Raw genomic sequence first — 25,833 nt, forward strand, 5'->3', positions numbered from 1 at the left:
TCGGTTGGCTCCAAGGCAAAATTCAGGAACTCACTCACGGTAAAACGATGAAGATTATTTATGTGGCTGCGAAGCTTATTAACACGTGAGTGTGCAGCAAATCAATAGCTCCAAAGGGTGGTTTTAATATTTTTCACCAACTTGTCAGAAAGAGTTGAGCCTTTCTTGAACGTTTAAGGTCGAAGACGTGTCAGTGATTGAATTGATTAAAATTGAGGATATAATAATTTTGAATATCAGGTCTGAGCCAATCCTAGAGGCGCTTCGCAATCAGAGAATATAAGGCATCCAGCGCTGGATTTCGCTTTACATCTGAAGGAGTAAAGAAGGAGTAAATGTGCTTAACGAGTGGCAGCCTATCGTTGTCATTTGTTTTGTGAAATTTTTCTCATGTTAAGACCTAAAAAATGATACAAAGAAACATAATCAATGAATGGAGTTTGAGAGGAGGCATTATAAAATGGCAATCGATACCGTCTTATGGAGCAGGCTCGTAACAGGTCTGACACTCGGATTTCACGTTATTTTTGCAACGCTTGGTGTAGGGATTCCGTTAATGATCGCCATTGCTGAGTTTATCGGAATTCGGAAGAAGGACCCCCACTACATACTTATGGCGAAGAGGTGGTCAAGAGGTTTTGTCATCTCGGTGGCTGTTGGAGTGGTGACCGGTACAGCGATCTCACTACAGCTTGCTCTGGTCTGGCCTAACTTTATGAAGCTGGCTGGGAATGTTATCGCACTGCCGCTTTTTATGGAAGTATTCGCGTTCTTTTTTGAAGCCATTTTCCTGGGCATCTATCTTTACACATGGGATCGGTTCAAAAACCCGTACATTCACTGGCTGCTGACCATTCCTGTAGTTGCGGGAGCAGGGATGTCAGCGGTGTTTATTACAACCGTGAACGGATTCATGAATCAGCCTGAAGGATTTGTAATGCAGGCAGGTCAATTTACTGCGGTAAACCCTGTACAAGCCATGCTGAATACAGCCACATTCTCCAAGGTGTTCCATGTATTAAGCTCGGCTTACTTAACAGGGGCGGCTCTGCTTGCCGGAATCGCTGCGCTGGCCATGTTGAGAAGAGGAGTATCCGCTTATCACAAAAAAGGACTAAATCTGATGATGGCCGTCGTGTTGGTATTCAGTTTATTCAATACACTCGCTGGTGATGTATCCGCCAAATTTTTGGCTGAACACCAGCCGGAGAAGCTCGCTGCTGCCGAATGGCATTTTGAGACGGAGAGCGGCGCAGATTTGATTCTGCTCGGATGGCTGAATGCGGAACATGAGATTATAGGTGCACTGCATCTGCCCAAGATCCTCAGCTTTTTGGCCTTTGGAGATTTTAATGCCAAGGTCACCGGATTGAACGAATTCCCGCCGGATGAGCAGCCTCCGCTGCTTGTGCATTATTTATTCGATCTGATGGCCGGCATTGGATTCGCGCTGCTTGCCATATCCGGTCTATATTTTCTGTTTGTACTCTGGAAGAGACGTAATCCACTCAACAAGTGGATGCTTCGCCTTGCTGCAGTCAGCGCACCGCTTGCCTTTCTAGCTGTGGAGATGGGCTGGTTCTATGCAGAGATCGGTCGGCAGCCGTGGATCATTCGTGGATACATGCGGGTCGAAGAAGCAGCCACTTCATCCCCGAGTATCCGAATTTTATTTTTTGTCTTCCTGCTCTTGTACATCGTGCTCGGCGTGATCTGTGTCCTTGTGTTGAAGCGTCTGTTCAACAACAATCCTGCTGAGGTTGAGCTGGAAAAGTGGTTGAAGTCCAGAGAAGATCGAACGGCTGCAGCTGCAGGGAATGGAGGACATAACCAATGAGTTATGAGTTGATCGGTATTTCGGTACTCTGGCTGTTCCTGTATGGATATTTAATCATCGCTTCGATTGATTTCGGGGCTGGATTTTTCGCCTTTTATGCACGCCTGACAAAACAGGATCATCTAATTAACCGTTTGATCTCCCGCTATCTGTCACCCGTCTGGGAGATTACGAATGTATTTTTTGTCTTTTTCTATATTGGCATCATCGGATTTTTTCCGGATACGGCTTCCTATTATGGTGCGGCACTTATTGTTCCCGGAAGTATTGCCGTCATTCTGATTGCCATTCGGGGCTCGTTCTATGCTTTTGAAAATTACGGTTCCAAGAATAACATCGTGTACCTGTTTTTATACGGAGCTGCAGGATTGCTGATTCCGGCATCTCTGTCCGTGGCCCTGACTTTGTCCGAGGGCGGGTTCATCCTGAAGCAGGGAGAGACGATTTCCCTGGATTACTGGGCATTGTTTACCAATCCTCTATCCTGGAGCATCGTTGGTCTTGCGATTGTCTCCGTTTTGTTTATCAGCGGATCGTTTCTAACCTTCTACGCTTCGAGGGCAGAGGATAAGGGCGCATTGAAGCTTATGCGTAATTACTCCCTGTTCTGGAGCACACCGACGATTATTCTGGCACTGACAGCATTTATATATCTGGGTCAGCACAACGAACGCCATTTTCAAAATATGATGGACCTCTGGTGGCTGCTCGCTTTATCGGTAGCCTTCTTCATGACTGCCATGTGGCTGCTGTATAACGGACGTCGTTATGGTCTTGCATTTATATGCATCATGCTTCAATTTTTCTGTGCCTTTTTTGCTTACGGGATCGGTCAGTATCCTTACATTCTCGATCCATACATTACGATTCAGAGCAGTGCCACATCGCCAGCTATGGGTTTCGCGCTTGTCGTTGTCTTTATCGGAGGACTATGCCTGCTGATTCCTTCTCTGATTCTTGTGTTCAGATTGTTCCTGTTTGACGCGGACTATGTCAAAGGCAGCAAATAAAAGGAGGGTTGTCCCGTGAAAAGGCAGCGAAAAGAACAAACGAAGCAGCAACCCGAGCAGCAGGGGAAGTCGCCTGGCAGAAGGAAGTCGGAACTGATTAAACAGCAAATGTCTTCGCTTCGGAAAAGCAGAGTGCTCCTTATGGCCTTTTCACTGGCCCTGGGTGCAGCTGTTATAAGTCAGGCTGTGTTTATGGCTGAGGCTGTGCAGCGCATTTTTGTAGAAAAGGCATCTTTCACATCGATCATGCTGCTGCTTGGTATATTACTGACCGTTATGGCTGTACGTACGCTGTTAGCATATGCCAACGGCAGCGTTGGCATATACATGGCCGCACGTGCCAAAACCCAAATGCGGGCTGTAGTGTTACAGAATCTGACCCGAACCTCTATGTTCTCGTCGCTGCAGGGGCAGACGGGAGGTAAGGTCAGTGTGGCTCTCGATGCGGTGGACGAAGCGGACAGTTATTTCAGTCAGTACATGCCGCGCATGATGGAAGCATCGATCATTCCGATCATGATTCTGGCTGCTGCATTTATGCAGCATGCTAACACGGGCTGGATTTTGCTGTGCACAGCACCGTTTATCCCGTTGTTCATGATCGTGGTCGGACTGCAGACCAAAAACAAATCCGAAGAAAAATACGCGCAGTTGGCCGAGTTCTCCGGAACATTTCTGGACTCGCTTCAAGGACTCGTTACGTTAAAAATATTTGGAAAAGCCAGCCGCCAGCAGCAGGAGATTGAACGCAGCAGTCTGGGTTTTCGGGATACCACGATGAGTATTCTGAAGATTGCCTTTACGAATACATTTATGCTGGAAGCCATCGTGATGTTAAGCATCGGCATCGTCGCGCTTGAGCTTGCCATTCAGCTGCTTGTGTATAAATCCATGACATTCCATACCGCTTTTCTGGTGCTGCTGCTTGTGCCCGAGTTCTACAACCTGCTTAAAAATACAGGGACTGCTTTTCACAGCGGTCGAACCAGCATGGGAGCCATGCGCAAGGTGGAGCAGATGCTGGCAGAAGCGGATACCACGAGTACAGCAAATCATGATGGCGAGAAGGAAGAAACAGGAAAGTCAGTTCAAGAACAAGCTGCGAAAGAAGCAACAGCTAATCATGCGATAACTCGTGCCACAGCGCCGCCTTCCATCGAACTGCAAAATATAAAGTTTCATTATGCCCCCGGCTCATTTAAACTTGCGGCGGAACAGATCTCGATCAAACCTGGAGAACATACAGCCATTGTCGGCAAAAGCGGTTCAGGTAAAACCACATTACTGCACCTGATCTCCGGGTTACTGCAGCCGACATCCGGTTCCATTCTAATTAACGGGAAACCGCTGACGCAAATCGATGAAGCCGACTGGTTCCGGCAGATCAGTTACATTACACAGCATCCTTATATTTTTGCGGGTACACTCGCTGACAATATTTCAATTGGCGCAGAACAGACCATGTCGCGTGTGGATATAGAACGAGCCGCTGAACAAGCGGGACTACAGACACTTATTGCGCAGCTGGAAAAAGGATTGGATACTCCAGTAGGGGAAGGCGGGCGCGGGCTGTCCGGCGGTGAGAAGCAGCGGCTGGCGCTTGCTCGCGCTTTCCTGAAACAGCCTGCCATCATTTTGTTTGATGAACCGACGGTTGGACTTGACCTGCACACTGAACAGATTCTGCAGCGTTCCATCGCTGCATTGTCTCAAAAGGCAGTAATGATCACGGTGGCTCATCGTTTATATACGATTCAGCAGGCCGACCGGATTTTGTTTATGGCGAATGGGCTGCTTGCAGATTCCGGAACACATCAGGAACTGCTGGAGCGTCTGCCTGCATATGCCGAGATGGTACAAGTCCAGAGAACAGGAGGGATTGTATGAAAGAGTTGGCTGTTCTGTCCAAAGCCATGCTGCAGGAACGCAAGGACATTCTGCTTTCCATTTTATGCGGATTTACAGCTGGTACAGCAGGTGTTGCTCTTTTTTCTGCCAGCGGATATCTCATCTCTCAAACTGTGTTTGCACCCCCGCTGTACACGTTGATTGTGCTTACGTCGATGGTTAAACTGCTCGGGTTTCTGCGCGCGGCCAGCCGTTACGGAGAACGGCTGGCTTCACACCGGGCGACATTCTCCATTTTAAGCCGTTTGCGTACCTCATTCTTTGCCAAGCTTATTCCTGTCACACCGGGGATATTAAACAAAAACCGAAGTGGAGATCTGCTCGCTCGTATCGTTGGCGATGTAGAAAGCCTGCAGCATTATTTTTTGCGTGTTGCGTATCCGCCAATGATGGTTGTAATGGTATTTCTGTGTACAGTCATCTTTACGGCTGTTTTTTCGTTCTGGATTGCGTGCTTGCTCGTCGTTGGCATGCTGATTACGGCATTTGTCGTGCCAGCTCTGGTGCTGATGCAGCAGCGTAAAATGAATGGGCAGGTTCGCGAGCAGCGGGCGGCACTGTCTACGGAAGTGACCGAGGTGTTATATGGTTTCCGTGATCTGAAAGTATACGGACAATTGATACAGCGGGAGCAGCAGCTGCAGCAGACATCAGCTGCACTTGCATCAAGGCAGCGGAGAGATGCCGGACAACTGCTGCGTGGGCAATCCATGCATATTTTCGTCACCTATTTGGTCACATGGGGGGTACTGCTGCTCAGTTCTTTTCTCATTGCAGATGGAGTGTTTGCCGGAGTATATCTGGCAATGTTAATATTGGCTGCACAAACAGTATTTGAGGAATCAGCTGCCATGGCCGTATTACCTGCATATAAGCTGGACAGCGAGTATGCTGCCAAACGGTTGAACGAAACTGTACGGATGTCTGAAGAAAAAAACGACCAGCCTCATGGGCTTGTGCCTATGCCTGAAGAAGCCGTTTCGATCGATCTGTCTCACGTGTCTTACCAATACGAAGACGAATGGAGACGCGCGTTAAATGACGTTTCAGTGCATTTCCCCTCTGGTTCCAAAACGGCAATTGTCGGACCGAGCGGTTCTGGAAAATCAACCATTATGGATGTGCTGCTCAAACTGCGCAGCCCCGTTTCAGGCAGCATACAAGTTAACGGCATTCCCATAAATCAACTCCAGGAAGAGAGCATTTGGCAAAATACCCGTGTTGTTCTGCAGCAAAGTCATTTTTTCCGGGGAACCATTCGGGATAACCTGCTGCTCAGCGAGGAGGGGCACATGGACGCAGAACTGGAAGATGTGCTCCACCAAGTGCAGCTGTTCAATCTATCCTTGAACGACACCGTCTATGAAAAGGGAGAAAATCTGTCTGACGGCGAGAAGCAGCGTCTGGCCCTGGCTCGGGCGATGCTGCACAGGGGAAGGTTGTGGCTGCTGGACGAACCTACCTCTTCGCTGGATTACGTTACAGAAGCGCGTGTACTGCAGCAGCTGCTGGCACAAGCGGCAGAAGATACACTGCTGCTTATCTGTCATCGGCTGACAGGCCTTGAACATATGGATCAGATCATAGTGATGGATCAGGGACGTGTTGTGGAAACAGGCTCGTTCAAGGTATTGATGGAGCAAAAGGGTTATTTTTACGAGATGAAACAAATTGAACTGCAGATGATTGGAGAATCAAAAACCTAGCTCTACGATGAAAAGCCGCTCCTTAGCGGCTTTTTGTCGTTTAACGCTGCGAGGCCCACAAGCTCAACCATTTTTCTATGCAGGAATATGGCAAACACTGCCGATCATAGCTTGAAAGCATTAAACACGTCATACATATATACTAAGGGTAACTAGTCCAATAATGTAAGGAGGTTAGCTTAAGGTGAAAAAAGTAATGCAGTTCCCGCTCGTATGGATGTTTACAGGCAGCGTTCTATTGGGGATATCCGGATTCATCTCTCAAAGACTGTTGGTTAACTCGGAAGGCATCCTGTCCATTATGCTGGCACTTGCCGGAGGTATCGTTTCCATTGCAATTTACGGGCTTGTTATGAAATTCATCGCAGTGCGCAGCGTGGAGGAACTGCAGCCTCGGCGGGCAGGGACCGAGTTGTTGTTAGGTGCAGGAGTCGGTTTGGCCTTCATTGCTGTTTCTGTCGGGATCATCATGATGCTTGGCGGTTACAGCTTCACATGGTCCACGGAGAATGCTGTCAGTTCTATTTTGGCTATCGCGATCGCTGCAGCCATTGTGGAAGAATTGTTATTTCGCGGCCTGTTTCTGCAGGCCATAGAGAAGAGGGGCGGAAGCTGGATTGCACTCGCGGCAACTTCTATTTTTTTCGGTCTGGCTCATCTGCCTAATCCCGGAGCCTCACTCTGGAGTTCAATCGCGATCGTCATTGAGGCAGGTATCCTGCTGGGAGCCGGGTTTCTGTGGCGGCGTAATCTGTGGTTTGTGATTGGACTTCATTTTGCTTGGAATGCACTTGAGGGAGTGCTTGGTATTCCGGTCTCCGGTATTGACGCACAAGGTTTTTTTGACGTGCAGCTGTCAGGACCATCTTTGCTGACTGGTGGAACCTTCGGACTCGAAGCATCTATTGTGCCTGTTATCGTTAGTCTGCTCATAGCTGTCCCGATGCTGATCAGCGCGCAGCGTAGAGGACACATACAGTCCAGAAGATGAGGGAATGTCGTACAGATCTTTACTTTATACACAAATAACACGTTATGGGTAGGTCACGTATTGACCTGCTCTTTTGCTGTTTTGGTACATATGCATTGGTTCATAATGAATGAAATGAAAGGGTACTTGACCTTAGGTCCGACCTAAGGCATATGCTGTAAACAGGCAGAACAGCGAAGGTGGAGATGAAGATGGATGGTATGAAGGATGAAATTACAATTAGCGAGCTGGCCAAGCTGATGCAGGTATCGGTACATCAGATTCGTTATTTTGAGGAAAAAGGTGTGCTGCAGCCCGCATATACAGGTGAAAATCAATACCGGATGTACGGAATGGATGAAGTATACCGGCTCGCTCATATTTTGCTGCTGCGTAAGATGGGCCTGTCCGTGCAGATGATCAAAGATTGTCTGTCACATCTGACTGCGGAGCAGATTATCCCGCTCATTCGTCAGGCGCTATCAGACACAGAGGCAGCAATTCAACGGCTTCAGGAAACCAAACATTTTATTGAAAAGCTGCTGGAGGAGAAAAACCACATGCCTCAACCGGACGAAGAGATGTACGTGATTGTGCAGCGGGAACAAGTCCCTCTCACCCTATGGTTTGAAATGCAGGTTCCTGAAAGTCTGAGTGCCCAGAAACTCGTGAAACACGGCAGCAGCATCTCTAATTTGTTCGAAGCGGATATTCATTATGTGTATCAAGACTCGGGCATCGTAGGTATGTATACTCGGAAAGAAAAAGCAGCGTATGATCTGATGCTGCCCGCAGGTTCATATGTATCCCGCAGTCTTTGGGTCCAGAATGAAGAACACCTTAAGACACATATCCAGCATTTCTATGCTTACGCTGATCAGATGGGATACATCTGTTCAGGGCCGCTGGTCATGGTGGAAAAATCCTATTTGTCCCTGTTCATGCCTGACCAGCTTCATTATGAACTTTTGTCGCATCTCTCCAATCCAGAGGCGGGAAGTGTATGAGCATCAATGGAACTACATGACCCGCAAAGGAGACAGCGATGTCAAAACAGAACAGGCTTAAACGAAAAAACGGATTTCATTATTCATTGTCATATTGTTACTCACAGGTATAGGGTTATATATTGCTGCACAGCAGGACTACAATTTCAAAAGTCCGGTACTGCTGATGCTGGGAGAAGATGATATGAATGTTGATATTAAGGACACGGAACGAATTTATCGTCAAGAGATTCATCCGTCTGATCTGCTTCGTGTGAAAACGTTCCAGCAGACGGAACATTCCATGTTACCCACATCTATTGCCGGGTCCGAGTGGAAGATGGGGCTTCGTTTTCTTTTGGCTCCCAGAAGTATAACAACTGACGGATATATGGATGAGATCGAGGATTTTTTGACGAGATTGTCCATGTGAGGATGTCTAAAGCTTATGTTGTGTAAAAATACACAAACAGACAAGAGCTTGTATCTAAGTGATACAGGCTCTTGTTATCTCAAACTTTCTTCTGTTGTATAATTCAAACTTTCTTTTCCTGCTTAAGTGTTCTCATGTGCTGCTGGTTTTCTTGACCAAGTGTACGCCATCGTATGCCAGACGTTCCACAGCTGCATCCTTCTGCCGTATGTAATGATCAAAAAAGGTTTTCGTATAGTCGGTCACCAGATTTCGCATTTCCACAGCATCCCGTGCACCTCGGAGTCCCTTATTAACGCCGGTAAACATAATATCGCAGTAATCTAAATGCGCAGCACGATCTACAGAGAAGTAATAGGTCTCCATGCTGTTGTTGACACCAATGATCGCATTCATGTTATAGTTCGGTTCACTAAACAGCAGCATAAAGGGTTTTTTAATGTCGCTGCCCAGAAGGCCAAACGCACCGCTATCCAAACCAATCCCGCAGGCGAACCGGTCATCGTCCCGGCAAACCATCGCTGTTGTAGGTCCTCCATACGAATGTCCGACGATACCCATGCCGATGTCAAGCAGCAGTCTGCCTTTAAAGATAGAATGCAGCTCTCCCGCGTCCAGTTTGTCAAGATAATCGGCAGCATACCTTACATCTTCTGCCTGTAGTGCACTATACTCTGTTAACTCGGCAAGGATCGGCAGGCTAAGCACGTTATGACACATCTCAATGGCCGTTTCATCATCAGGCCGCATCTCCATCGTTTTAGCCAACGCCAGCATCTCCCGATCTTCAGAAAAGGCCATAATGACGTCCGAAAAATTCTTGGATACGTTGAACAGGCGCCCATCTTTACGCTTATACATCGTGCTGTTCGGATGGCCGATACTTATGACAACATATCCTATGCTCGCCAAGTCTGTACAGATCACAGTACCCCATTCTGGACAACCTCCCCCGCCGCAAACATAAAATAACACCGGATAGCGCCGCTCCTTTCCCGAGAGAGCGAGGTCATCGTAACACCGGGTCTTAATATCTATAGAGAAAACATCATTACCCTTAATATATGCAGTGACAAGCGGCTGCTCATTAAACATTGCATAGACTTCAGGAAACATATATGTGGATGTCGCCTTACCTTCGCTGCTGTCGGACGGATAGTATACAAAAGCCGTTAGTTCTCTTTTGGCGTGGTCGGATGCTGTATATTCTAAGTCTATTTGCGTTCTGCCGACCTTATAACCGCCAATGGGCTCTGGAAATGCGTCATATGTCTGCAAATTCTTCTCCCCCTTAACTCATCAAAGTGGTGAATATGAATACACTGCCCTGAGATATATAATCGTTTTCAAAACGCTGTAACGTGACTTCTGTCTTCGGTGGATCCGATCTACTCCTTGTTTGTCTTGAGATCACTAACGATCGCAGCATATTGATGATCTTCAAGCAGCCCATGACCCATGAAGTCAGCAAAGTATCTGCTAATCTTGTGCTGCAGCAGGGGATCTTTAATATCGAATTCCCTGAAAAACATGACTAAATTAAACTGCATGGACTCAAACATAAAAGAAATCAAGTCGTCGTCTAGATCAGGCCGGAGGTATCCATCAATTCTCATTCGGCGTAAAATGTCCTTGATTAAGGGGAATGACTCACCTTTTAGCACATGAAGATACACTTTAAGCAGAACGGGCTCCGGAATAGTTAAAAAGGTTTCAGTAAGTTTGATTTCCAACTCATTCAGCGGCTCGGTCATTAAGCTGTTAACGTTACCGAATAGGCTGGTAAGGAAAAACTGGTTAAGTAAATCTCCGTTACTGTTATTAAAATATACGGCTCTTTTCTGGGTCACATTCCGTATGAGGAGACAATACAGATCATCTTTGTCTTCGAAATATCGATAAAATGTTCCGGGATGCATAGACAAACAGTCGAAAATCATTTTCATCGTTATATCCTCATAAACGTGATCAACAAATAAAGGCAAAGCACTGTTAGATATTTCTTCACGCCTTGCTTCATCTAAACGAAAGAACGAATTTTTCGGCATAAATGACTCTCCTTCAAAGATGGTGTGAACTAATTCACACTATATATGTAATTGATTCACATGTCAATATGAACTAAAGCTGCAAATCTTCTTCCAAAATGAGGTTGTAGTTCTGGTATAATAATTTCATCATTCATTCTAAGAGAACTCCAGTTGGAAAGGACTGAAAGCCGGAAGTGAGCAGGGGGGAATTCGTTTTTTATACGGCTGTTTTTGTTTATGCGCTTGTGATGTTGTTAAATGAACAGTCGATTTTTTTAGTCGCTGGCACATCGCTTATCGCCGTACTTCTCTTTTTTAGCATTTATATTTTTTATCCAATGGCATGGGAGACGCGAATGGAGCGGTTGGAGGCTTTTTTACGAAAAAGGGAGAACACGCTGTACATTTATATTTTCTATGCAACCGCCAATCAGCTGGATGAGGAAGTAGAGCGCACAATGGAAAAGCTGATGAGCAGTACATCTACCAGCAAGTTTGCGAAAGCAAACTATCAGGCAGCCTACAGTGCATATCGCAAGGATCTTTTTTCCTTGAGAAAATCGCTGCGCGAGATGCGCAGGTCGGATTACCGTACATACTATGAAACGTTTTTACTTGTAGAGGAAGGGGAGAGCGAGCGGGCCAGAGCGCATTTGAGTTCCATTAAAAAAGACTGGATGCGATATGCTCTTCTAGCCGAAATTGAACGTAAGCTGCATCATCATGAACGTGCCGAAGAGTTTGCTGCGAAAGCCGTGCAGGCTGCTAAAGGAGTTAACAGGTACGTCATGACAAAAGAGTACGAGAGGTATTACTCAGTGAACAGCATGTAACATGAACAAGAAAGAACACATCCGCGATGGGGCGTTATGTGTTCTTTTATTTGCCTGAAAATTTATATCCACAGACTCTTTTTCAGCAACCTGCTTTGGTCGCTTACCGGAAGAATAACAATTGGGGCTTTACAATAACGTATACGTTATTGTTTATAATGTTTAAAGGAGGAGTGGTACACATGATCCTTATTGGAGAATTGGCAAAAAGAACTAATATCAGCAAGAGAACACTTCATTATTATGAACAAATTGAATTGCTGCGCCCCACACTTATTACAGAGAATGGGTATCGTTACTATGATGAACATGCGATTCTACGCCTTCAAAAAGTTCTTCTGTTGAAATCCATCGGTTATACGTTGGAACAGATTAAAGAGCTGTTACAGAACCAGCGCCATATGGGCGAAAATGACAATTGGATCGCTTCTTTACACGAACAAATAGAGCTTATTGAACAAAAAAAGCAAGAGTTAAGCCGTAAGCAGTATTATCTCAGATCAACCATTCAAAGCCTGCAGCTAAAAGGAATGAATGACCTTGAGGAATTACTGCAGATTATTTCCAATATGCAAGATCGGCCGCTGAGCGAAGGGATTATACGACCCGAATTCAGTGATGATTTGCAGTTAACATCAAGGGAAATCGACATATTGAATCGTCTGCCTGTTCTTGGCAGTAGCGATCCGCGAGTCGAAAAGCTATTAACCATGTTCCAGCGTATACGAAGCATGATGTCTTCATCACCATATTCTCCAGAAGCACAGAACCTTGCTGCCGAATTGTACGAAATGGTATTGGAGCTGTTTGAGCGTGATGAAAAACTGCTCGATAAATATTGGGAACTTATGAAACCGAAAGATCCTGCTGAACCTGTAGTTATGGGGATGGATCATGAATTCATGTCTTATGTGGATGAGATGATTGGCTTTTTTTTGAAACAAAGAGAGGAGGGCATCCATGAAGCAGAATAGAAAAAGCGGGATTGTAAATAAGAATCTGTGGCTCTTCGTCTTGTTGGCTGGTTTGCTGATGCTGCTGTCCGCTTGTGGAATGTCACAAGATCCATTGAACGAAACGGGGCGTGAAGAGTCCAAAAGAGCAGCAGCGCATGAATCGGATGTAATAACTGTGGAAGTGCTTGTTGAAAGTGATCATGATTCCGCAGTTGATCTGGAGGTAGATATCAATGCCCGAAAAAATCCACAAAGCATCCGTTGGGATACCATTAAACTCCCATACCAAGAGAAATTTGTTATCCCGAAAGATACGTTTATTCCTCTGATTTCTACTCACGTCAAGGCAGGAACAAAAGGCGATGAGGGTTGGATCAGCTGTTCTATTTTGTATGATGGGGAGTTAGTCGCGTCGCATAAGTCACGAGGGAGTGAGCCGAAGGCAGTATGTGAGAAAAAGTTTCATCTGGGACCGGGGTAACTTCACGGGCAGGTTTCTGTGCTCTGATGAACACTTGGAAGGTTATAAACTATAGAAGAGAGCGAGGAACACGATGACATTGACAGCACTGCTGTCTACCCTTGTACTTCTGGCACTCATTGATTCGACCAGTTTGGGCACTCTCTTAGTTCCTGTCTGGCTGCTGATGACACCCCGGCGTGTTCGGGTAGATCGATTTTTAATCTATTTATTCACCGTCTCTGGTTGTTACTTTGGTATAGGTCTCATTATGATGTTCGGAGCGGATGCATTTCTGGACAGATATGCTCTTCTGCTTGATTCAAAACCATTTCTGTTAGGGCAGCTGGTGTCAGGAATACTGTTAATGATCATAAGCCAGCTCATGGATACGAAGAAATCTCGTGCTCGCGCTGCGGAGCGTGCAGCAAGTGGACAGGGTTTTATTTTAAAATGGAGGGGACGTATTACGGGAGATGCGGTTTCCAGCAAAATGTCTATCACTGTGCTTATCGGGCTTGCCCTGACCGCGGTTGTGCTTGAACTGGGAACGATGCTGCCTTATCTTGCAGCAATCAGCCTTTTGGTTACAGAAGGACCCGCATGGCCTACTTCGGGAATTCTGTTATTGGGGTACTGCTTCGTTATGATATTACCTGCGTTAGTTTTGCTGGCAGGACGATTGTTGGCCTATCCTGTTTTGAAACAACCTTTGGCTAAAATAGATAACTGGCTGGTGAACCACGCCCATCGTGCTGCGGCCTGGATTGTCGGCATTGTTGGCTTTTTGTTAACCGTCAACGCTGTTTATGATCTAGGTTGGACCCAGTGAGGCGTGGGGGGATCGTTTTAGTCGTTTTCGTGTCCTGCTGTTTTCGACACATGGATGTGTTATTCGCACAGGCAAGTCGTCCACTCATCGCGTAGACTAAAGTAGATCAAGTCGAGTGAGGTGAAATCCATGGCTAGAACCAATGAAATACACGTTAAGGCAAAACGGTTCAAGGATCGTCCGGTCTGCGTGACTCTTCATAATGGCGAAACGTACATCGGGTACATCTCTGGCGTGAGCAGCGAAGGCGTAGTGCTTACCGGGGGCGGAAAACTAACACAAGCATCAGCGGGCAGACCAACAACATCAACAGGTGCAGCCGGCAGCGGTAGTTCATTTAAAAGCAAATCCAAGCCAGCCCGGACGGGTAAAACGGTATCCTCCCGGAGTCGGAGTAAGATCAATGGTGCGCGTAAGTCATCCACACGCTCTCGTGTGGCAGCACGTACATCGCCTCGTCGCGCTCAAGTTTCGTCTTTGATGCCAATGATGGGCTCGTTGTTAGGCGGTTTCGGCGGGCTGGGCGGAGCGGGTTCCATTGGAGGTATGCTTGGAGGCGGTATGCGCTTGTTCGGTATGATCCAGCGTTTCGTGCCTGTTGTGAAAATGGGGTACGGCATGATCAAACAAATACAGCCATTTATGGGTGCTGTGCAGGGTTTGATGTCACCAGCTCAAGCAGCCCAAGCCGAGGCTGAAACGGAAGAGCAGGAGGCCTAACACGGCAAGCAGAGTAAGTCCATCTAAACAGAAAGTCCAATGATCGTTAGTTGAAGAGATGACCCATAGTGAAACTCGAAACTGCAGGCTGCTCTCCGTACTTCAGGCGGAGGGTGGCCTATTTGTATTTTGTGTGGCTGACCACCTTGTCATGAAACAGGGCAGCATAACGGGGACGAATAAAGAGAGCAGGAGTGAGAGATTTTGCGTTTTGTGTTTCGTGTTTCGCATCTGTGTTCCGTTCCAGCTCTAACGATTTCCAGAGACCCTATTCCGCAGAATAACGAGCATTGAAAAATTTTAACGCTTCTGAGAAACACTATTTCACTCAAAAAGCGAGATTGGATGCGAAAAATCGCCCAATGGTTCCAAATAGCGTCTCCTGAAATCGTTAGAATATAAACTGGCCTCAAAAGAAGGAAATAAGGTTACCTGAGATCGTTAGCGCCATACCAAGGTTAGAGGTCAAGTCTGCAGGTTAGGAGATTAATAAGAGGGGGAAGGCAAAGTTCTACTAATATCTGCATCAAAACACCCCGTACCTAGTTACAGTACGGGGTGTGAAATGCTTCAATCACGCTGCGATTAAGCTTGTTTTGTTTTCAAACGGATTACGTTCCAGGACGCTTTGTTCAGCACAGCTTGTACTTTGCCTTGATCCACTGTTGTATGTCCACCATTGTGAGGAAGGACATTGCGTGGGTGCTCTTTGGTATTGGCTGCCTTCAAGTCGTTGTTTTCCAACACGATGTGCTCTACAAAAGTCGTTTCTCCGAAGGAGCGCAGGTCAACGTTCAGCTCCATGGACTCATCCAGATGTCTGTTTACCGCAAAGATGGTGATCGTACCGTTCTCTTCATCATGTACACTGATCGATTCAAGATAAGGTACATCCGTGAAGGCTTTGGAATCATATTTAGGTGAAGATGTGATGGACCGCAGCACCGTACCGCGCCCAAAGTTGGATGCGTGCATGAACGGGAAATACGTCGTCTGGAACCAGATTGCGCCGTTATTTTCCGTCATGATTGGTGCAATCGTATTAATCAGCTGCGCGAGGCAGGCCATTTTAACACGGTCGGCGTGTTTGAGAATGGTAATCAGGTAACAGCCTACTGCCAGTGCATCTTCGTGCGTGTAAACATCTTCAAATTCAGGAGGAGCAATCTGCCAGCGTTCTTCCATACGGCTTGTACCGATGGATTTCCATACATTCCATTCGTCCAGGGACAGCATCAATTTCTTTTTGCTGCGTTTCTTCGCCTGCACAAAATCACAGATCGAAGCAACACTATCGATAAATTGATCCAGATCCAGCGAGGTCGCCAGGAAGTCATACGTATTGTCTTTGTTGTTATTGTAGTACTGATGCAGAGACAAGTAGTCCACATTTTCATAGGTAAGATCCAGCACGGTTGCTTCCCAATCTGCAAATGTACTCATATCACGGCTGGAGCTGCCGCATGCCACGAGTTCGATATCCGGGTCTACCCATTTCATTGCTTTGGCTGTCTCATTGGCAATCCGACCATATTCGTATGCAGTCATCGCACCAATCTGCCAAGGGCCGTCCATTTCATTGCCGAGGCACCATGTTTTGAATTTATGCGGGTCTTTATATCCGTGAGAGATACGCAGATCACTCCAATAAGTACCGGACGGGTGGTTGCAGTATTCAATCAGATTTCTGGCTGCATCAATACCGCGGGTTCCCAGGTTAACAGCCATCATTACTTCAGTACCTGCCAGCTTGGCCCAATCTGCAAATTCATTGGTACCTACCGCATTCGTTTCAATCGTCCACCAAGCCAGTTCAAGCCTGCGCTTACGCTCAGCTACCGGGCCTACTCCATCTTCCCAATTGTAACCGGATACGAAATTACCACCTGGATACCTCACAATGGGCACGTTCAGCGCTTTGATGGCTTCGATGGCATCTTGACGGAAGCCTTGTGCATTTGCTGTTGGATGTCCTGGATCATAAATACCGCCATAAACGGCACGACCCAGATGTTCTATAAAAGAACCATACACCCGCGGGTCTACTTCAGCAATTTGAAAGTCTTTGTCGATCAGCATTTTGGATTTAAGCATATTGAAAACCTCCATAAGATTAGTTTGCAGTATCATGTCATAGCTCTTGGGGTGCATATCATCGTTTCAATTTGAATTGAATTCGCTTAAAAGCAAAATCAAAACATTGATTTGTTATTTAATATGTATCATAATGCGATTGTACAGAGCAAGTTGATTTTACACAGTTCGCAAAATAGCGAATCCTGAAATCGGCTATATAAGCTCCTATTCACACTGCAGGACAGCGGCTGGGTCCCAAATGTGATATTGAAAATAAATCAAGGAAGTGGATTCTATGATGCTTGGAACAGACGCATCTTCGCTGCTTGTCTACGAGGCACTAGCAAGTGAAGCCCGTTTAAATATCGTACGGCTGCTCCTGAAGAACAGGGAAATGCATATTAATGCTCTAGCCCAGGAGCTGTACCTGAGTAAAGCTATTGTAAGCACACATGTCAGTAAACTGCAGAAGGCAGGCATTGTGGGCAGCCGAATGAAGCGGGAGAATGGAGGGACCTATAAATATTGTTTTATCGTACAGGAGTTCATGACCATTCAACTGTCGCCATCCGTGCCCGCGGACGCTTCTTACTATGAAGTATCTATTCCCGTTGGGCAGTATACCGATTACGAAGCATGGCCGACCTGCGGCATCGCAACAACAACCCAGATGATTGGACAATATGATACCCCGGCCTGTTTCATGGACCCGGACCGGGTTAATGCGGGAATTCTGTGGATGGCACGAGGTTTTCTTGAATATAAGATTCCCAATTATCTGCATAACGATCAGCACCTTCAGGAGATTGAGATTTCACTCGAACTCAGTTCGGAAGCACCCAAGGTCAATGAAAACTGGCCATCCGATATTCGGTTCACCCTTAACGGTATTGACCTGGGTACTTGGACAAGCCCAGGTGACTTCGGTGATCGGAAAGGTAAACATACGCCATTATGGTGGAAGTTAGACGTTAATCAGTATGGCGTGCTGAAGGTGCTGCGCATTAACAAGGGAGGGACGTTTATCGATGGTCAGCGAATCTCGGATGCATCCATCTCGGACCTGAAGCCGCAGGCAGCCGCTTATTGGACATTTGGTTTGAAGCCGGAAGAAAGCGCGGCAGGCCGCGGGGGACTTACGCTGTTTGGCAAAGGTTTCGGCAACTATGATCAGGATATTTTGATCCGATACTATTATGATGGTCCGGAAAATAACGAGTCCGATGAATAACATATGCCATCTGTTATCAATCTATATATAGACACTGCTCAAGGCCAGACGTTAAACGAAATAGATAATTTCTCCAGAGTAATGGTATTGACAACGATTACATGGCTGGTATAAAATACAGCTAAATAAGGAGTGTCACTGATTCGATCAGGCACCACCACAGTCTGGATATCACAAGTTCTCTGCTTGTGTATTGGACCATGGTGGTGCTTTTTGCATATTGGGGGGTGAGAACATCATGAGGTTCAAGAAATCGTTAAACAATAACATCGCCCTGGCAGAGGATGCCGAAGGCTGTGAAGTCATTGTCATCGGAACAGGGGTAGGCTTCAAAAAAGTAAAGGGACAGCCTATCGAGCAAAGCCAGATTCAGAAAACGTTCCGGATCGGCTCGAATGATAAATATCAGCGAGTTGAACAATTTCTCAGCGATATCCCGCTGCAAGTCATCGATATCACGGATCAGATTATTGAAGAAGGCAGGGAGATTATAGGAAAAAAACTGAATGACTCCATTTTGTTAACGCTCGCAGATCATATTCACTTTGCTCTGGATCGTTTCAAAAAAGGAGTGGATATGCAAAATCCGCTTCACTGGGATATCCGGCATCTGTATCCTGCCGAATACCGTGCTGGTGAATTGGCAGTACGCAGGATCAATGAAGCTTTTCTGGTTACACTGCCCGCTGGAGAGTCCAGTTCAATCGCCCTTCATTTTGTGAATTCACAATTTGATTCGGGCAGTATGAACCAGACGATCAAGATTACACAGATGATCAATGACATTCTTGGGATCATGACCGATCATTTTGGAAGGGCGCTGAATCAGGAGTCTGCCGATTTTTCCAGGTTTATCACACATCTGAGATACTTTATCGTTCGGCAAATGAACCGGGAAGTGCTCTCATTCAAGGATCAGCAGTTTTTATACGATGTATTGTCGGAACGATATCCAGACAGCTTCCAATGCGCGCTCAAGATTAAGGAAACGATGGAACAGCAGCGCGGATTTGTAATTACTCCCGATGAGATGGTATACCTCATGATTCACATCGAGAGAGTGACATCCCGAACCGACGCGGGTTGACCTCAATACAACCCATTTGAAGCGTACCATCACGGTATGAATTGAATATGGAGTGTTACTGATTCGATCAGGCACCACCAAATGTTTCCGATCCCGCGAGTTTGCCGGGCCGGGTTTACATTTGGTTTTTTTTTTCGCCAAAAAAAGGAGGAAGCAGCATGGATCACCGGGAGTTGTCCAAAGAGATTATCCGATTAACAGGAGGGCGGGAAAATATTACGCAAGCCTGGCATTGTATCACTCGATTGCGCTTTAATGTGTGTGAAGAAAAGAAAGTGCATCTTGAACAGATTCGCGCACTGGATGGTGTTCTTGGGGCACAGTTCCAAAACGATCAGTTCCAGGTTGTGATTGGCAACAAGGTTGCAGCCGTCTATGAAGAGCTGGAGGACCAGTTGAAACAAACTGGTGCAGCGGAGAGAGAAGCAGAACCGCCGCGTTCAAGAGGTCTTAATGCCGTACTGGACACGATCTCGGGTATTTTCACCCCGATTCTTCCAGCGATTGTAGGTACCGGAATGTTGAAGGGGATTCTCGCATTGCTTGTTACCCTGGGAGCCATTCAGGAGACCAGCGGTGAATATCAGATTTTGGCGTCAATCGCTAATGCAGCCTTTTATTTCTTACCTTTCCTGCTGGCTGTATCGTCTGCACGAAAATTTAAAGTGAATGAATATATCGCCTTGACCCTGGCAGGCACACTATTATATCCAACCATTCTGAATGCTTACCTGGAAAATCATCTGGAGCCGATTCGTTTTCTATCTCTGCCAGTGTCGATCGTCAATTATACCCAGTCCGTGATCCCGATCATTCTTGGTGTATGGCTCCTTAGTTATGTACATCGCTGGGTGGATCGTTTCATTCCTGGTCCGGTTAAAGTGATATTTACCTCAATGATCGTGCTGGTGATAACCGTTCCGATTCTGTTAATCGCCATCGGGCCGCTTGGCAATTACATTGGCATCTATCTGGAGATCGGTACATCCTGGCTCTTTGCTCACTCGGGCCCATTAACGGGAATCGTGCTGGGCGGACTTATGCCAGTGATCGTTATGACGGGTATGCATTATGCATTTTTCCCGGGAACATTACAGAATCTGAGCAAGCTCGGTTATGATGTCCTCCTGCTGCCGATCAATCTTGTGGCCAATATGAGTCAAGCCGGAGCAGTCACAGCGGTTTTCCTGAAAACAAAAGATAAATCGATGAAATCCATTGCGCTATCCAGCGGCATATCTGCTCTTCTGGGGATTACGGAACCGGCGCTGTACGGTGTAACGCTGAAGCTCAAAAAACCGTTCTATGCTTCCATCATCGGTGGAGCAGCCGGCGGTGGATTTATTACAGCGGTAGGGTTAAAATGTTTCGGTTTTGCCGTTCCGGGTCTGCTGTCACTGCCATTATACATTGATCCAAGAGGTGGGATGTCCAATTTCTGGTATGCGCTTATCGGTGTAGGCATCAGCTTTGTCGTTTCTTTTACGGTAACCTTATTACTCAAGTGGGATGAACCCAATATGACTCTACCCGCTGTATCAGGTCTTTCCGAGGAGGGAAGCGCAGCCGAATTGACGGCAGCTGATACGACAACAGCATTAACTGCAGGAGCATCCGAATCAGCAAAACAACCTGATCAAGCACTTTCACCGCCGCCTGTAACCGTTCATTCCATTGAGGAGAAGAAAGGCGAAATATTCAGCCCGCTAACAGGTGATCTGGTGCTGCTTAAAGAACTGCCTGATCCTACATTTGCTGAAGAAATGACGGGCAAAGGGATTGCGATTTATCCCAAAGAGGGACGTGTAACGGCACCTTTTGATGGAACAGTAACCATGATTGCCAAAAGCAAACATGCGATTATGCTGACATCCAACAGCGGAATCGACATTCTCATTCATGTTGGACTTAACACGGTGTCTCTAAAAGGTAAGTTTTTTGAAGAGAAGGTTGTTATCGGACAACGAGTGAACAAGGGAGATTTACTGCTGGAGTTTGATCTTGAAAGCATTCAAGCTGCCGGCATTGATCTAACAACCCCGATTATTGTAGCCAACACGCCAGATTATCTTGATGTAGTTCCCGTTAAGGTGAAGGGGGTGATTCCATTGAATGAATTGCTGCTGCTCACCGTTCGTTAAGTTTATTACTACACGAATGAAGGCTTTCTATTTTACCGAGTTATAAAATTTAACGTTATATTTACACAAAAAAGGAGAGAAACCATCATGACACAAACAACAAAACACGCATTCCCTAAAGGATTCTTGTGGGGAGGAGCTACGGCTGCTAATCAGCTGGAAGGTGCATTTGACGCTGACGGTAAGGGACTTTCTACCTCGGATATGGCACCGTATGTTCCTCATGAGGAGCGTGATGGCAAAGATTTTACCTTTGACGTAAACTCCGTTGAACTGGAGCAGTATTTAAGCGGCAGTACGGATGTGTATTTCCCGAAACGAAATGGCGTCGATTTCTACCATCGCTACAAAGAAGATATTGCATTGTTTGCCGAGATGGGCTTCAAGGTATTCCGCCTTTCCATCGCTTGGCCGCGAATCTTCCCGACAGGAGAAGAAACCGTTCCTAACGAAGCCGGACTTGCGTTTTACGATAAAGTGTTCGACGAACTGTTGAAGTACGGCATTGAGCCGCTGGTGACAATCTCTCACTACGAAATGCCGATTGAGTTAACCCGCAAATACAACGGCTGGGAAAGCCGTGAGATGATTGATCTGTATTTGAAATTTGCGAACACATTGTTCGACCGTTACAAAGACAAAGTGAAATACTGGATCACCTTCAATGAGATGAATATGATGCTGACCAGCTTGTACACGGGCGGCGGCATTTTGGAAGATAAAATCAAAGGTACACCGGAGCAGGTAGCCTATCAGGCAACACACCATCAGTTTGTAGCGAGTGCGCTTGCTGTGAAAAGTGGTAAAGAAAAAATGCCTAACGCTCAGATTGGCTGCATGATCTGCCGTCTGGAGACATATGCTGCATCCAGCAAACCGGAAGATGTGCTGCAGACCATGAAAGAAGATCAGATGAACCTGTTCTATCCGGAAGTGCAGGCACGTGGAGAGTACCCGTCTTACATGCAGAGATACTTTGAAGAACAAGGCATTGAACTGGTGAAAGAGCCTGAGGATGATGCGATTATCCGCGACAATACGGTGGACTTTATTGCTTTCAGTTATTACATGACGTATATCGGTAAATACGACCCGAACGACAACAGCAACTCCGGTATGCTGGTAAGTCAGATCAAAAATCCGCATCTGAAAGCCACAGAATGGGGCTGGCCAATCGATCCAATCGGCCTTCGCATCGCGCTGAACCGGTTGTATGATCGATATCGTATGCCGCTCTTTATTGTAGAGAACGGACTCGGCGCTACCGATACGCTCGAAGAGGATGGATCTGTGCATGACCCTTATCGCATTGATTACCTGCGCAGCCATATTGAACAGATGAAAGAAGCAGTGGCAGACGGTGTGGAACTGATGGGCTTCACAAGTTGGGGACCCATTGATATCATCAGCTGTTCTACATCCGAAATGGGTAAACGTTATGGCTTTATCTATGTAGATCAGGACAACGCGGGCAATGGATCGCTTGAAAGAACCCGCAAAGATTCATTCTACTGGTACAAACAAGTGATTGAGTCCAATGGAGATATCCTCTAAGCATCTGGAATTCATACTTTCTAACCTCAAATAAAAAGAGATACAAATCCACACTAAGATTTTAATCTTGTCATACAGCGCAAAAGAAGGAGGGCCTAAACAGGCCGCTCCTTTTTTGTTACCTGAATATGACACGTAATCATGAATACACCAATTTCAGCAAGCAGTTTATTACGTTTTCGCTTTTAGTTTGCGAAATTCCGTGGGGCTGAGCTGCGTCCACTTTTTAAACTGTCTGCTGAAATGGGACAGATTTTTGTACCCCAAACGCAGGGCTATCTCGGTCAAGGATATCTCAGGCTGCTGCAGCAGCATCTTGGCTTCTTGGAGCTTCAGATCAGACAGATACTTTCGCGGAGACATATGATAGATTTTTTGGAATATCTCCAATCCATAGTTAGGACTGATTCCTAACGATGCGATAATCGGTTGAATATGAACTGTATCATCCTCGTCTGCGTCACCGTTTTTTTCGCGCACCTGTTGTCTGAAATGACTTTTGATGGCCTCGGCAATTTCTCGGGCATGTTTGGCCGTGGTCATCGACTGATTCGCATGCGTTTCTGTATTCCCAGGTTGTAAGTCGATTAAGATCCCCAACAATTCAAACAAAACGATTTGTGCTCTCAATTTAGCTCTGGATACCGTCATATCCGGATCGTCAAAGAGATCAAGCCATTGCTGAATACAAGCTCTTAACCGGCTATAAGACGGATTGGAAGGGGTGTACACCCAGTCACAATTCTTCATGATTTTCATACGCAGCGCAGGTTCATCCACATCAAAATGTGCACAGAAATAGGTCATCGACGCAGGTGAAAAGTTCGTGTTTGTATGTTCAAAGCCAGGAGGGATGAGAAGAATATCCTCACAATGTACCTCATAAGACTCACTCTCCAGTTTGGTTTCCTGCATTCCGTCAAGCACAATTAAAATTTCAAAAGCATGGTGAAATTCTTTTGTCATCGACCATCCGGAACGAACCGTCTGTTTGTGAGCACCGAAAAAACGTATATTCCAATCAATCCGTGGAAGAAGGTCCGTTCGGTCACCCACCATATAATCCTGATTATTCATTTCCATTTAATTGAATCCACCTTTGATAAGGGTAAATTAATCTGTACTGACACAATCGAATTGATCGATTTATTGAGCTTATAATATGTATCAAGTGATGAGAAACCGCTTTCCTGACAGAGATTGCACTTCATTGAACGAATGCCTTTGTTATTATAGCCAAACCCGTGATCGTGATCAATGAACATAAATTTAGCAAAATGGGTAAACTCACACGTCAAGAAAAAGAAAGCGCTTATTTGTAATCGCTTCAAAGAACAAGCTTAGAAACAATAATTACCAATTTTTATTTGAAAGGAAAATGAATATGAACCGTATTATTAATCCAGTCATACCGGGTATGGCTCCTGATCCGTCCATTATTCGTGTTGGCGAAATGTATTATATCGCAACCTCTACTTTTCATTGGAATCCCGGAATTCAACTGTTTCAGTCCCGTGATTTGGCGAATTGGGAGCAGATCGGATCAGCTTTGAACAAAGGTGAGATCAATCTGCGCGGAACCAATACACCAGCGGGTATCTGGGCTCCGCATCTGTCTTACGATGCTGCCAGTCAAAAATATTGGTTAACCTTTTCCCATATGGTCAATATGGCTGGGCGAGAATTTAACGCTGACTCTTATATCATGTGGGCAGAAGATATTACAGGTCCTTGGTCAGAACCGATTTATCTCACTTCCATCGGATTTGATCCTGCTCTTTATCACGATGATGACGGTAAACATTATGCTGCCATACTGGAATGGGAGACTCGCACGGGGTACCAGGCTCCGGGGCATATTGTCATTGCCGAGCTCGATATGGACAGTGGAAAAATCATCGGTACATGGCACCGGGTAACGCAAGGTTTCACGACACGGGGATGTGCAGAAGCACCTCAACTATACAAACGCAATGGATACTATTACTTGCTTTTAGCAGCTGGTGGAACAGGTTATGCGCACGGTGTCGAGATTGGACGATCGAAGCATGTCTTTGGTCCTTACGAGCCGCATCCATCTGGAGAACCGATCATTACTTCTTCACCGCAGCATCTATTTTCACTCGGTGATCCGGATGCAGGACATTTTGAGATGTATAATCCGAACTCTATCATGCAAAAGGCAGGTCATGGCTCGTTAGTGGAAACGCATACCGGCGAGTGGTATATTGCTCATTTAATGTCGCGTCCATTGGAGGAAAAACTTCTCAATCCGCTAGGGCGAGAGACTTCCATTCAGAAAATGCAGTGGACAGAGGATGGATGGCTGCAGATGAAAGACGGCTCCAATGTGGCGAAGATGGAAACCGAAGGAATGGCAGGTTTATTGAGTGCAGGCTGCGTGTCCCATGATGTGTTCGACGATTTTGACCAGGAGAAACCAGGGCTGCATTTTATGACACCTTATCGAGAGCAGCAAGAGGAATGGGTAAACACAACGGAACGTCCAGGCCATTTGCGGATTTACGGACAAAATTCCTTGTTTTCACAAGTCAATCCTGCCATTATGGCGACACGAGCTGCATCTTTCAAGTATGAGTTGAAGACGCATGTACAGTTTCAAGCAGATCACTATTCCGAAACGGCTGGCTTGGGACTCTATTATGATTCAAATAACTGGCTATACGCGCATCTGACATATTCCGAACGGACTGAAGGAATGATTCTCACGGTACTTCAAGCGAAGCTTGGGGAACGTATCGAGTATGTCCATCATCAGGTGCTTGTGCCTGAACATCAGGTAGAACTTAAACTGGTTTACAATGAAGGTTTTGCAGACATTTTGTATCGTTTTGAAGAGCAGATGGAGTGGCAAGTACTGCTGAGGGCAATTGATGTAACGTATTTGTCGGATGAAGGCGTTAATGGTGAGCCAGGTGAAATTGGTGGCTTTACAGGATTATTTAATTTTATTGGCTCTGTGGATGCCCACCAGCATGATTCATTTGCAGATTTTAAATACTATTCCGTTAAAAATGAACAGCATCTAGAGAGGAAGTAGGA

Annotated in this window: 21 protein-coding genes; 17 read left to right on the forward strand and 4 right to left on the reverse strand. The window is 46.1% G+C overall.

Translation table 11 applies throughout. The features are described 5' to 3' along the window. Window positions 1-460 precede the first annotated feature (460 nt). The 7 genes from MKY97_RS14290 to MKY97_RS14320 all read left to right on the forward strand — a co-directional run bounded on the left by MKY97_RS14290 (window position 461) and on the right by MKY97_RS14320 (window position 8,850). On the forward strand, window positions 461-1,837 hold the full coding sequence (locus MKY97_RS14290) for a cytochrome ubiquinol oxidase subunit I (protein WP_342556059.1): 1,377 nt from the start codon (window positions 461-463) through the stop codon (window positions 1,835-1,837). Beyond that, entirely contained in the window at window positions 1,834-2,847 is a 1,014-nt protein-coding gene (locus MKY97_RS14295; RefSeq protein WP_342556060.1) for a cytochrome d ubiquinol oxidase subunit II, read from the forward strand. Before MKY97_RS14290 ends, MKY97_RS14295 begins: the two co-directional genes overlap by 4 nt. A gap of 108 nt (window positions 2,848-2,955) precedes the next feature. Beyond that, entirely contained in the window at window positions 2,956-4,734 is a 1,779-nt protein-coding gene (gene cydD, locus MKY97_RS14300) for a thiol reductant ABC exporter subunit CydD (protein ID WP_342556334.1), read from the forward strand. After that, on the forward strand, window positions 4,731-6,461 hold the full coding sequence (gene cydC, locus MKY97_RS14305; RefSeq protein ID WP_342556061.1) for a thiol reductant ABC exporter subunit CydC: 1,731 nt from the start codon (window positions 4,731-4,733) through the stop codon (window positions 6,459-6,461). Before cydD ends, cydC begins: the two co-directional genes overlap by 4 nt. Before the next feature lie 184 nt (window positions 6,462-6,645). After that, a complete protein-coding gene (locus MKY97_RS14310) occupies window positions 6,646-7,452 on the forward strand; it encodes a type II CAAX endopeptidase family protein (protein ID WP_342556062.1) in 807 nt (268 codons plus the stop codon). Between the two features lie 191 nt (window positions 7,453-7,643). Continuing rightward, window positions 7,644-8,438 (forward strand): MerR family transcriptional regulator, encoded by a 795-nt coding sequence (locus MKY97_RS14315; RefSeq protein WP_342556063.1) that lies wholly within the window; start codon window positions 7,644-7,646, stop codon window positions 8,436-8,438. A 184-nt stretch (window positions 8,439-8,622) separates the two neighbouring features. Further along, on the forward strand, window positions 8,623-8,850 hold the full coding sequence (locus MKY97_RS14320; RefSeq protein WP_342556064.1) for a hypothetical protein: 228 nt from the start codon (window positions 8,623-8,625) through the stop codon (window positions 8,848-8,850). A 132-nt stretch (window positions 8,851-8,982) separates the two neighbouring features. On the opposite strand, the gene MKY97_RS14325 is transcribed toward MKY97_RS14320, so the two are convergent. Both MKY97_RS14325 and MKY97_RS14330 read right to left on the reverse strand, forming a co-directional pair. Next, window positions 8,983-10,128, reverse strand: coding sequence for a choline esterase (locus MKY97_RS14325; protein WP_342556065.1), 1,146 nt, complete (start codon window positions 10,126-10,128; stop codon window positions 8,983-8,985). Window positions 10,129-10,238: 110 nt separating this feature from the next. Continuing rightward, a complete protein-coding gene (locus MKY97_RS14330) occupies window positions 10,239-10,898 on the reverse strand; it encodes a TetR/AcrR family transcriptional regulator (protein ID WP_342556066.1) in 660 nt (219 codons plus the stop codon). 338 nt (window positions 10,899-11,236) lie between these two features. On the opposite strand from MKY97_RS14330, the gene MKY97_RS14335 reads away from it, so the two are divergent. The 5 genes from MKY97_RS14335 (at window position 11,237) to MKY97_RS14355 (ending at window position 14,681) form a co-directional block, all read left to right on the forward strand. Then, window positions 11,237-11,713, forward strand: coding sequence for a hypothetical protein (locus MKY97_RS14335; RefSeq protein WP_342556067.1), 477 nt, complete (start codon window positions 11,237-11,239; stop codon window positions 11,711-11,713). 26 nt (window positions 11,714-11,739) lie between these two features. Continuing rightward, window positions 11,740-12,687: a MerR family transcriptional regulator gene (locus MKY97_RS14340; RefSeq protein WP_342556068.1), complete on the forward strand. Its 948-nt coding sequence runs from the start codon at window positions 11,740-11,742 to the stop codon at window positions 12,685-12,687. After that, the gene (locus MKY97_RS14345) at window positions 12,674-13,150 is read left to right on the forward strand and encodes a hypothetical protein (RefSeq protein ID WP_342556069.1); all 477 of its coding nucleotides are present in this window, start codon (window positions 12,674-12,676) and stop codon (window positions 13,148-13,150) included. The genes MKY97_RS14340 and MKY97_RS14345 overlap by 14 nt, the downstream gene beginning before the upstream one ends. A gap of 73 nt (window positions 13,151-13,223) precedes the next feature. Further along, the gene (locus MKY97_RS14350; protein ID WP_342556070.1) at window positions 13,224-13,961 is read left to right on the forward strand and encodes a GAP family protein; all 738 of its coding nucleotides are present in this window, start codon (window positions 13,224-13,226) and stop codon (window positions 13,959-13,961) included. A gap of 129 nt (window positions 13,962-14,090) precedes the next feature. Continuing rightward, window positions 14,091-14,681, forward strand: coding sequence for a hypothetical protein (locus tag MKY97_RS14355; RefSeq protein WP_342556071.1), 591 nt, complete (start codon window positions 14,091-14,093; stop codon window positions 14,679-14,681). A gap of 585 nt (window positions 14,682-15,266) precedes the next feature. Here MKY97_RS14355 and MKY97_RS14360 read toward each other — a convergent pair. Beyond that, complete coding sequence (locus MKY97_RS14360; protein WP_342556072.1) at window positions 15,267-16,775, reverse strand: alpha-N-arabinofuranosidase; 1,509 nt, start codon at window positions 16,773-16,775, stop codon at window positions 15,267-15,269. Window positions 16,776-17,052: 277 nt separating this feature from the next. Here MKY97_RS14360 and MKY97_RS14365 point away from each other — a divergent pair, with 277 nt between their 5' ends. The 4 genes from MKY97_RS14365 (at window position 17,053) to ascB (ending at window position 22,770) form a co-directional block, all read left to right on the forward strand. Continuing rightward, on the forward strand, window positions 17,053-17,988 hold the full coding sequence (locus MKY97_RS14365) for an ArsR family transcriptional regulator (RefSeq protein ID WP_342556073.1): 936 nt from the start codon (window positions 17,053-17,055) through the stop codon (window positions 17,986-17,988). 238 nt (window positions 17,989-18,226) lie between these two features. After that, window positions 18,227-19,075 (forward strand): PRD domain-containing protein, encoded by an 849-nt coding sequence (locus MKY97_RS14370; RefSeq protein WP_342556074.1) that lies wholly within the window; start codon window positions 18,227-18,229, stop codon window positions 19,073-19,075. A gap of 158 nt (window positions 19,076-19,233) precedes the next feature. After that, window positions 19,234-21,216 (forward strand): beta-glucoside-specific PTS transporter subunit IIABC, encoded by a 1,983-nt coding sequence (locus MKY97_RS14375; RefSeq protein ID WP_342556075.1) that lies wholly within the window; start codon window positions 19,234-19,236, stop codon window positions 21,214-21,216. A gap of 87 nt (window positions 21,217-21,303) precedes the next feature. Then, window positions 21,304-22,770 (forward strand): 6-phospho-beta-glucosidase, encoded by a 1,467-nt coding sequence (gene ascB, locus MKY97_RS14380; protein WP_342556076.1) that lies wholly within the window; start codon window positions 21,304-21,306, stop codon window positions 22,768-22,770. Window positions 22,771-22,941: 171 nt separating this feature from the next. Here the strand turns inward: ascB and MKY97_RS14385 are convergent, their stop codons facing one another. Then, complete coding sequence (locus MKY97_RS14385; protein ID WP_342556077.1) at window positions 22,942-23,853, reverse strand: AraC family transcriptional regulator; 912 nt, start codon at window positions 23,851-23,853, stop codon at window positions 22,942-22,944. A 301-nt stretch (window positions 23,854-24,154) separates the two neighbouring features. Between MKY97_RS14385 and MKY97_RS14390 the strand changes: the two genes are divergently transcribed. Beyond that, window positions 24,155-25,831: a family 43 glycosylhydrolase gene (locus MKY97_RS14390; RefSeq protein WP_342556078.1), complete on the forward strand. Its 1,677-nt coding sequence runs from the start codon at window positions 24,155-24,157 to the stop codon at window positions 25,829-25,831. The last annotated feature ends 2 nt before the right edge of the window (window positions 25,832-25,833 follow it).

Source organism: Paenibacillus sp. FSL R7-0652, from assembly GCF_038595045.1.
GTDB lineage: Bacteria > Bacillota > Bacilli > Paenibacillales > Paenibacillaceae > Paenibacillus.

Excerpts from the sequence above, each read along its gene's own strand:
- MKY97_RS14385 (WP_342556077.1), bottom strand. The coding sequence starts at position 23,853 with ATGGAAATGAATAATCAGGATTATATGGTGGGTGACCGAACGGACCTT.
- MKY97_RS14370 (WP_342556074.1), top strand. The coding sequence starts at position 18,227 with ATGAGGTTCAAGAAATCGTTAAACAATAACATCGCCCTGGCAGAGGAT.
- MKY97_RS14355 (WP_342556071.1), top strand. The coding sequence starts at position 14,091 with ATGGCTAGAACCAATGAAATACACGTTAAGGCAAAACGGTTCAAGGAT.
- ascB (WP_342556076.1), top strand. The coding sequence starts at position 21,304 with ATGACACAAACAACAAAACACGCATTCCCTAAAGGATTCTTGTGGGGA.
- MKY97_RS14350 (WP_342556070.1), top strand. The coding sequence starts at position 13,224 with ATGACATTGACAGCACTGCTGTCTACCCTTGTACTTCTGGCACTCATT.
- MKY97_RS14290 (WP_342556059.1), top strand. The coding sequence starts at position 461 with ATGGCAATCGATACCGTCTTATGGAGCAGGCTCGTAACAGGTCTGACA.
- MKY97_RS14320 (WP_342556064.1), top strand. The coding sequence starts at position 8,623 with ATGAATGTTGATATTAAGGACACGGAACGAATTTATCGTCAAGAGATT.
- MKY97_RS14330 (WP_342556066.1), bottom strand. The coding sequence starts at position 10,898 with ATGCCGAAAAATTCGTTCTTTCGTTTAGATGAAGCAAGGCGTGAAGAA.
- MKY97_RS14340 (WP_342556068.1), top strand. The coding sequence starts at position 11,740 with ATGGGGCGTTATGTGTTCTTTTATTTGCCTGAAAATTTATATCCACAG.
- cydD (WP_342556334.1), top strand. The coding sequence starts at position 2,956 with ATGTCTTCGCTTCGGAAAAGCAGAGTGCTCCTTATGGCCTTTTCACTG.
- cydC (WP_342556061.1), top strand. The coding sequence starts at position 4,731 with ATGAAAGAGTTGGCTGTTCTGTCCAAAGCCATGCTGCAGGAACGCAAG.
- MKY97_RS14335 (WP_342556067.1), top strand. The coding sequence starts at position 11,237 with ATGGAGCGGTTGGAGGCTTTTTTACGAAAAAGGGAGAACACGCTGTAC.
- MKY97_RS14360 (WP_342556072.1), bottom strand. The coding sequence starts at position 16,775 with ATGCTTAAATCCAAAATGCTGATCGACAAAGACTTTCAAATTGCTGAA.
- MKY97_RS14365 (WP_342556073.1), top strand. The coding sequence starts at position 17,053 with ATGATGCTTGGAACAGACGCATCTTCGCTGCTTGTCTACGAGGCACTA.
- MKY97_RS14345 (WP_342556069.1), top strand. The coding sequence starts at position 12,674 with ATGAAGCAGAATAGAAAAAGCGGGATTGTAAATAAGAATCTGTGGCTC.
- MKY97_RS14315 (WP_342556063.1), top strand. The coding sequence starts at position 7,644 with ATGGATGGTATGAAGGATGAAATTACAATTAGCGAGCTGGCCAAGCTG.
- MKY97_RS14390 (WP_342556078.1), top strand. The coding sequence starts at position 24,155 with ATGAACCGTATTATTAATCCAGTCATACCGGGTATGGCTCCTGATCCG.
- MKY97_RS14375 (WP_342556075.1), top strand. The coding sequence starts at position 19,234 with ATGGATCACCGGGAGTTGTCCAAAGAGATTATCCGATTAACAGGAGGG.
- MKY97_RS14295 (WP_342556060.1), top strand. The coding sequence starts at position 1,834 with ATGAGTTATGAGTTGATCGGTATTTCGGTACTCTGGCTGTTCCTGTAT.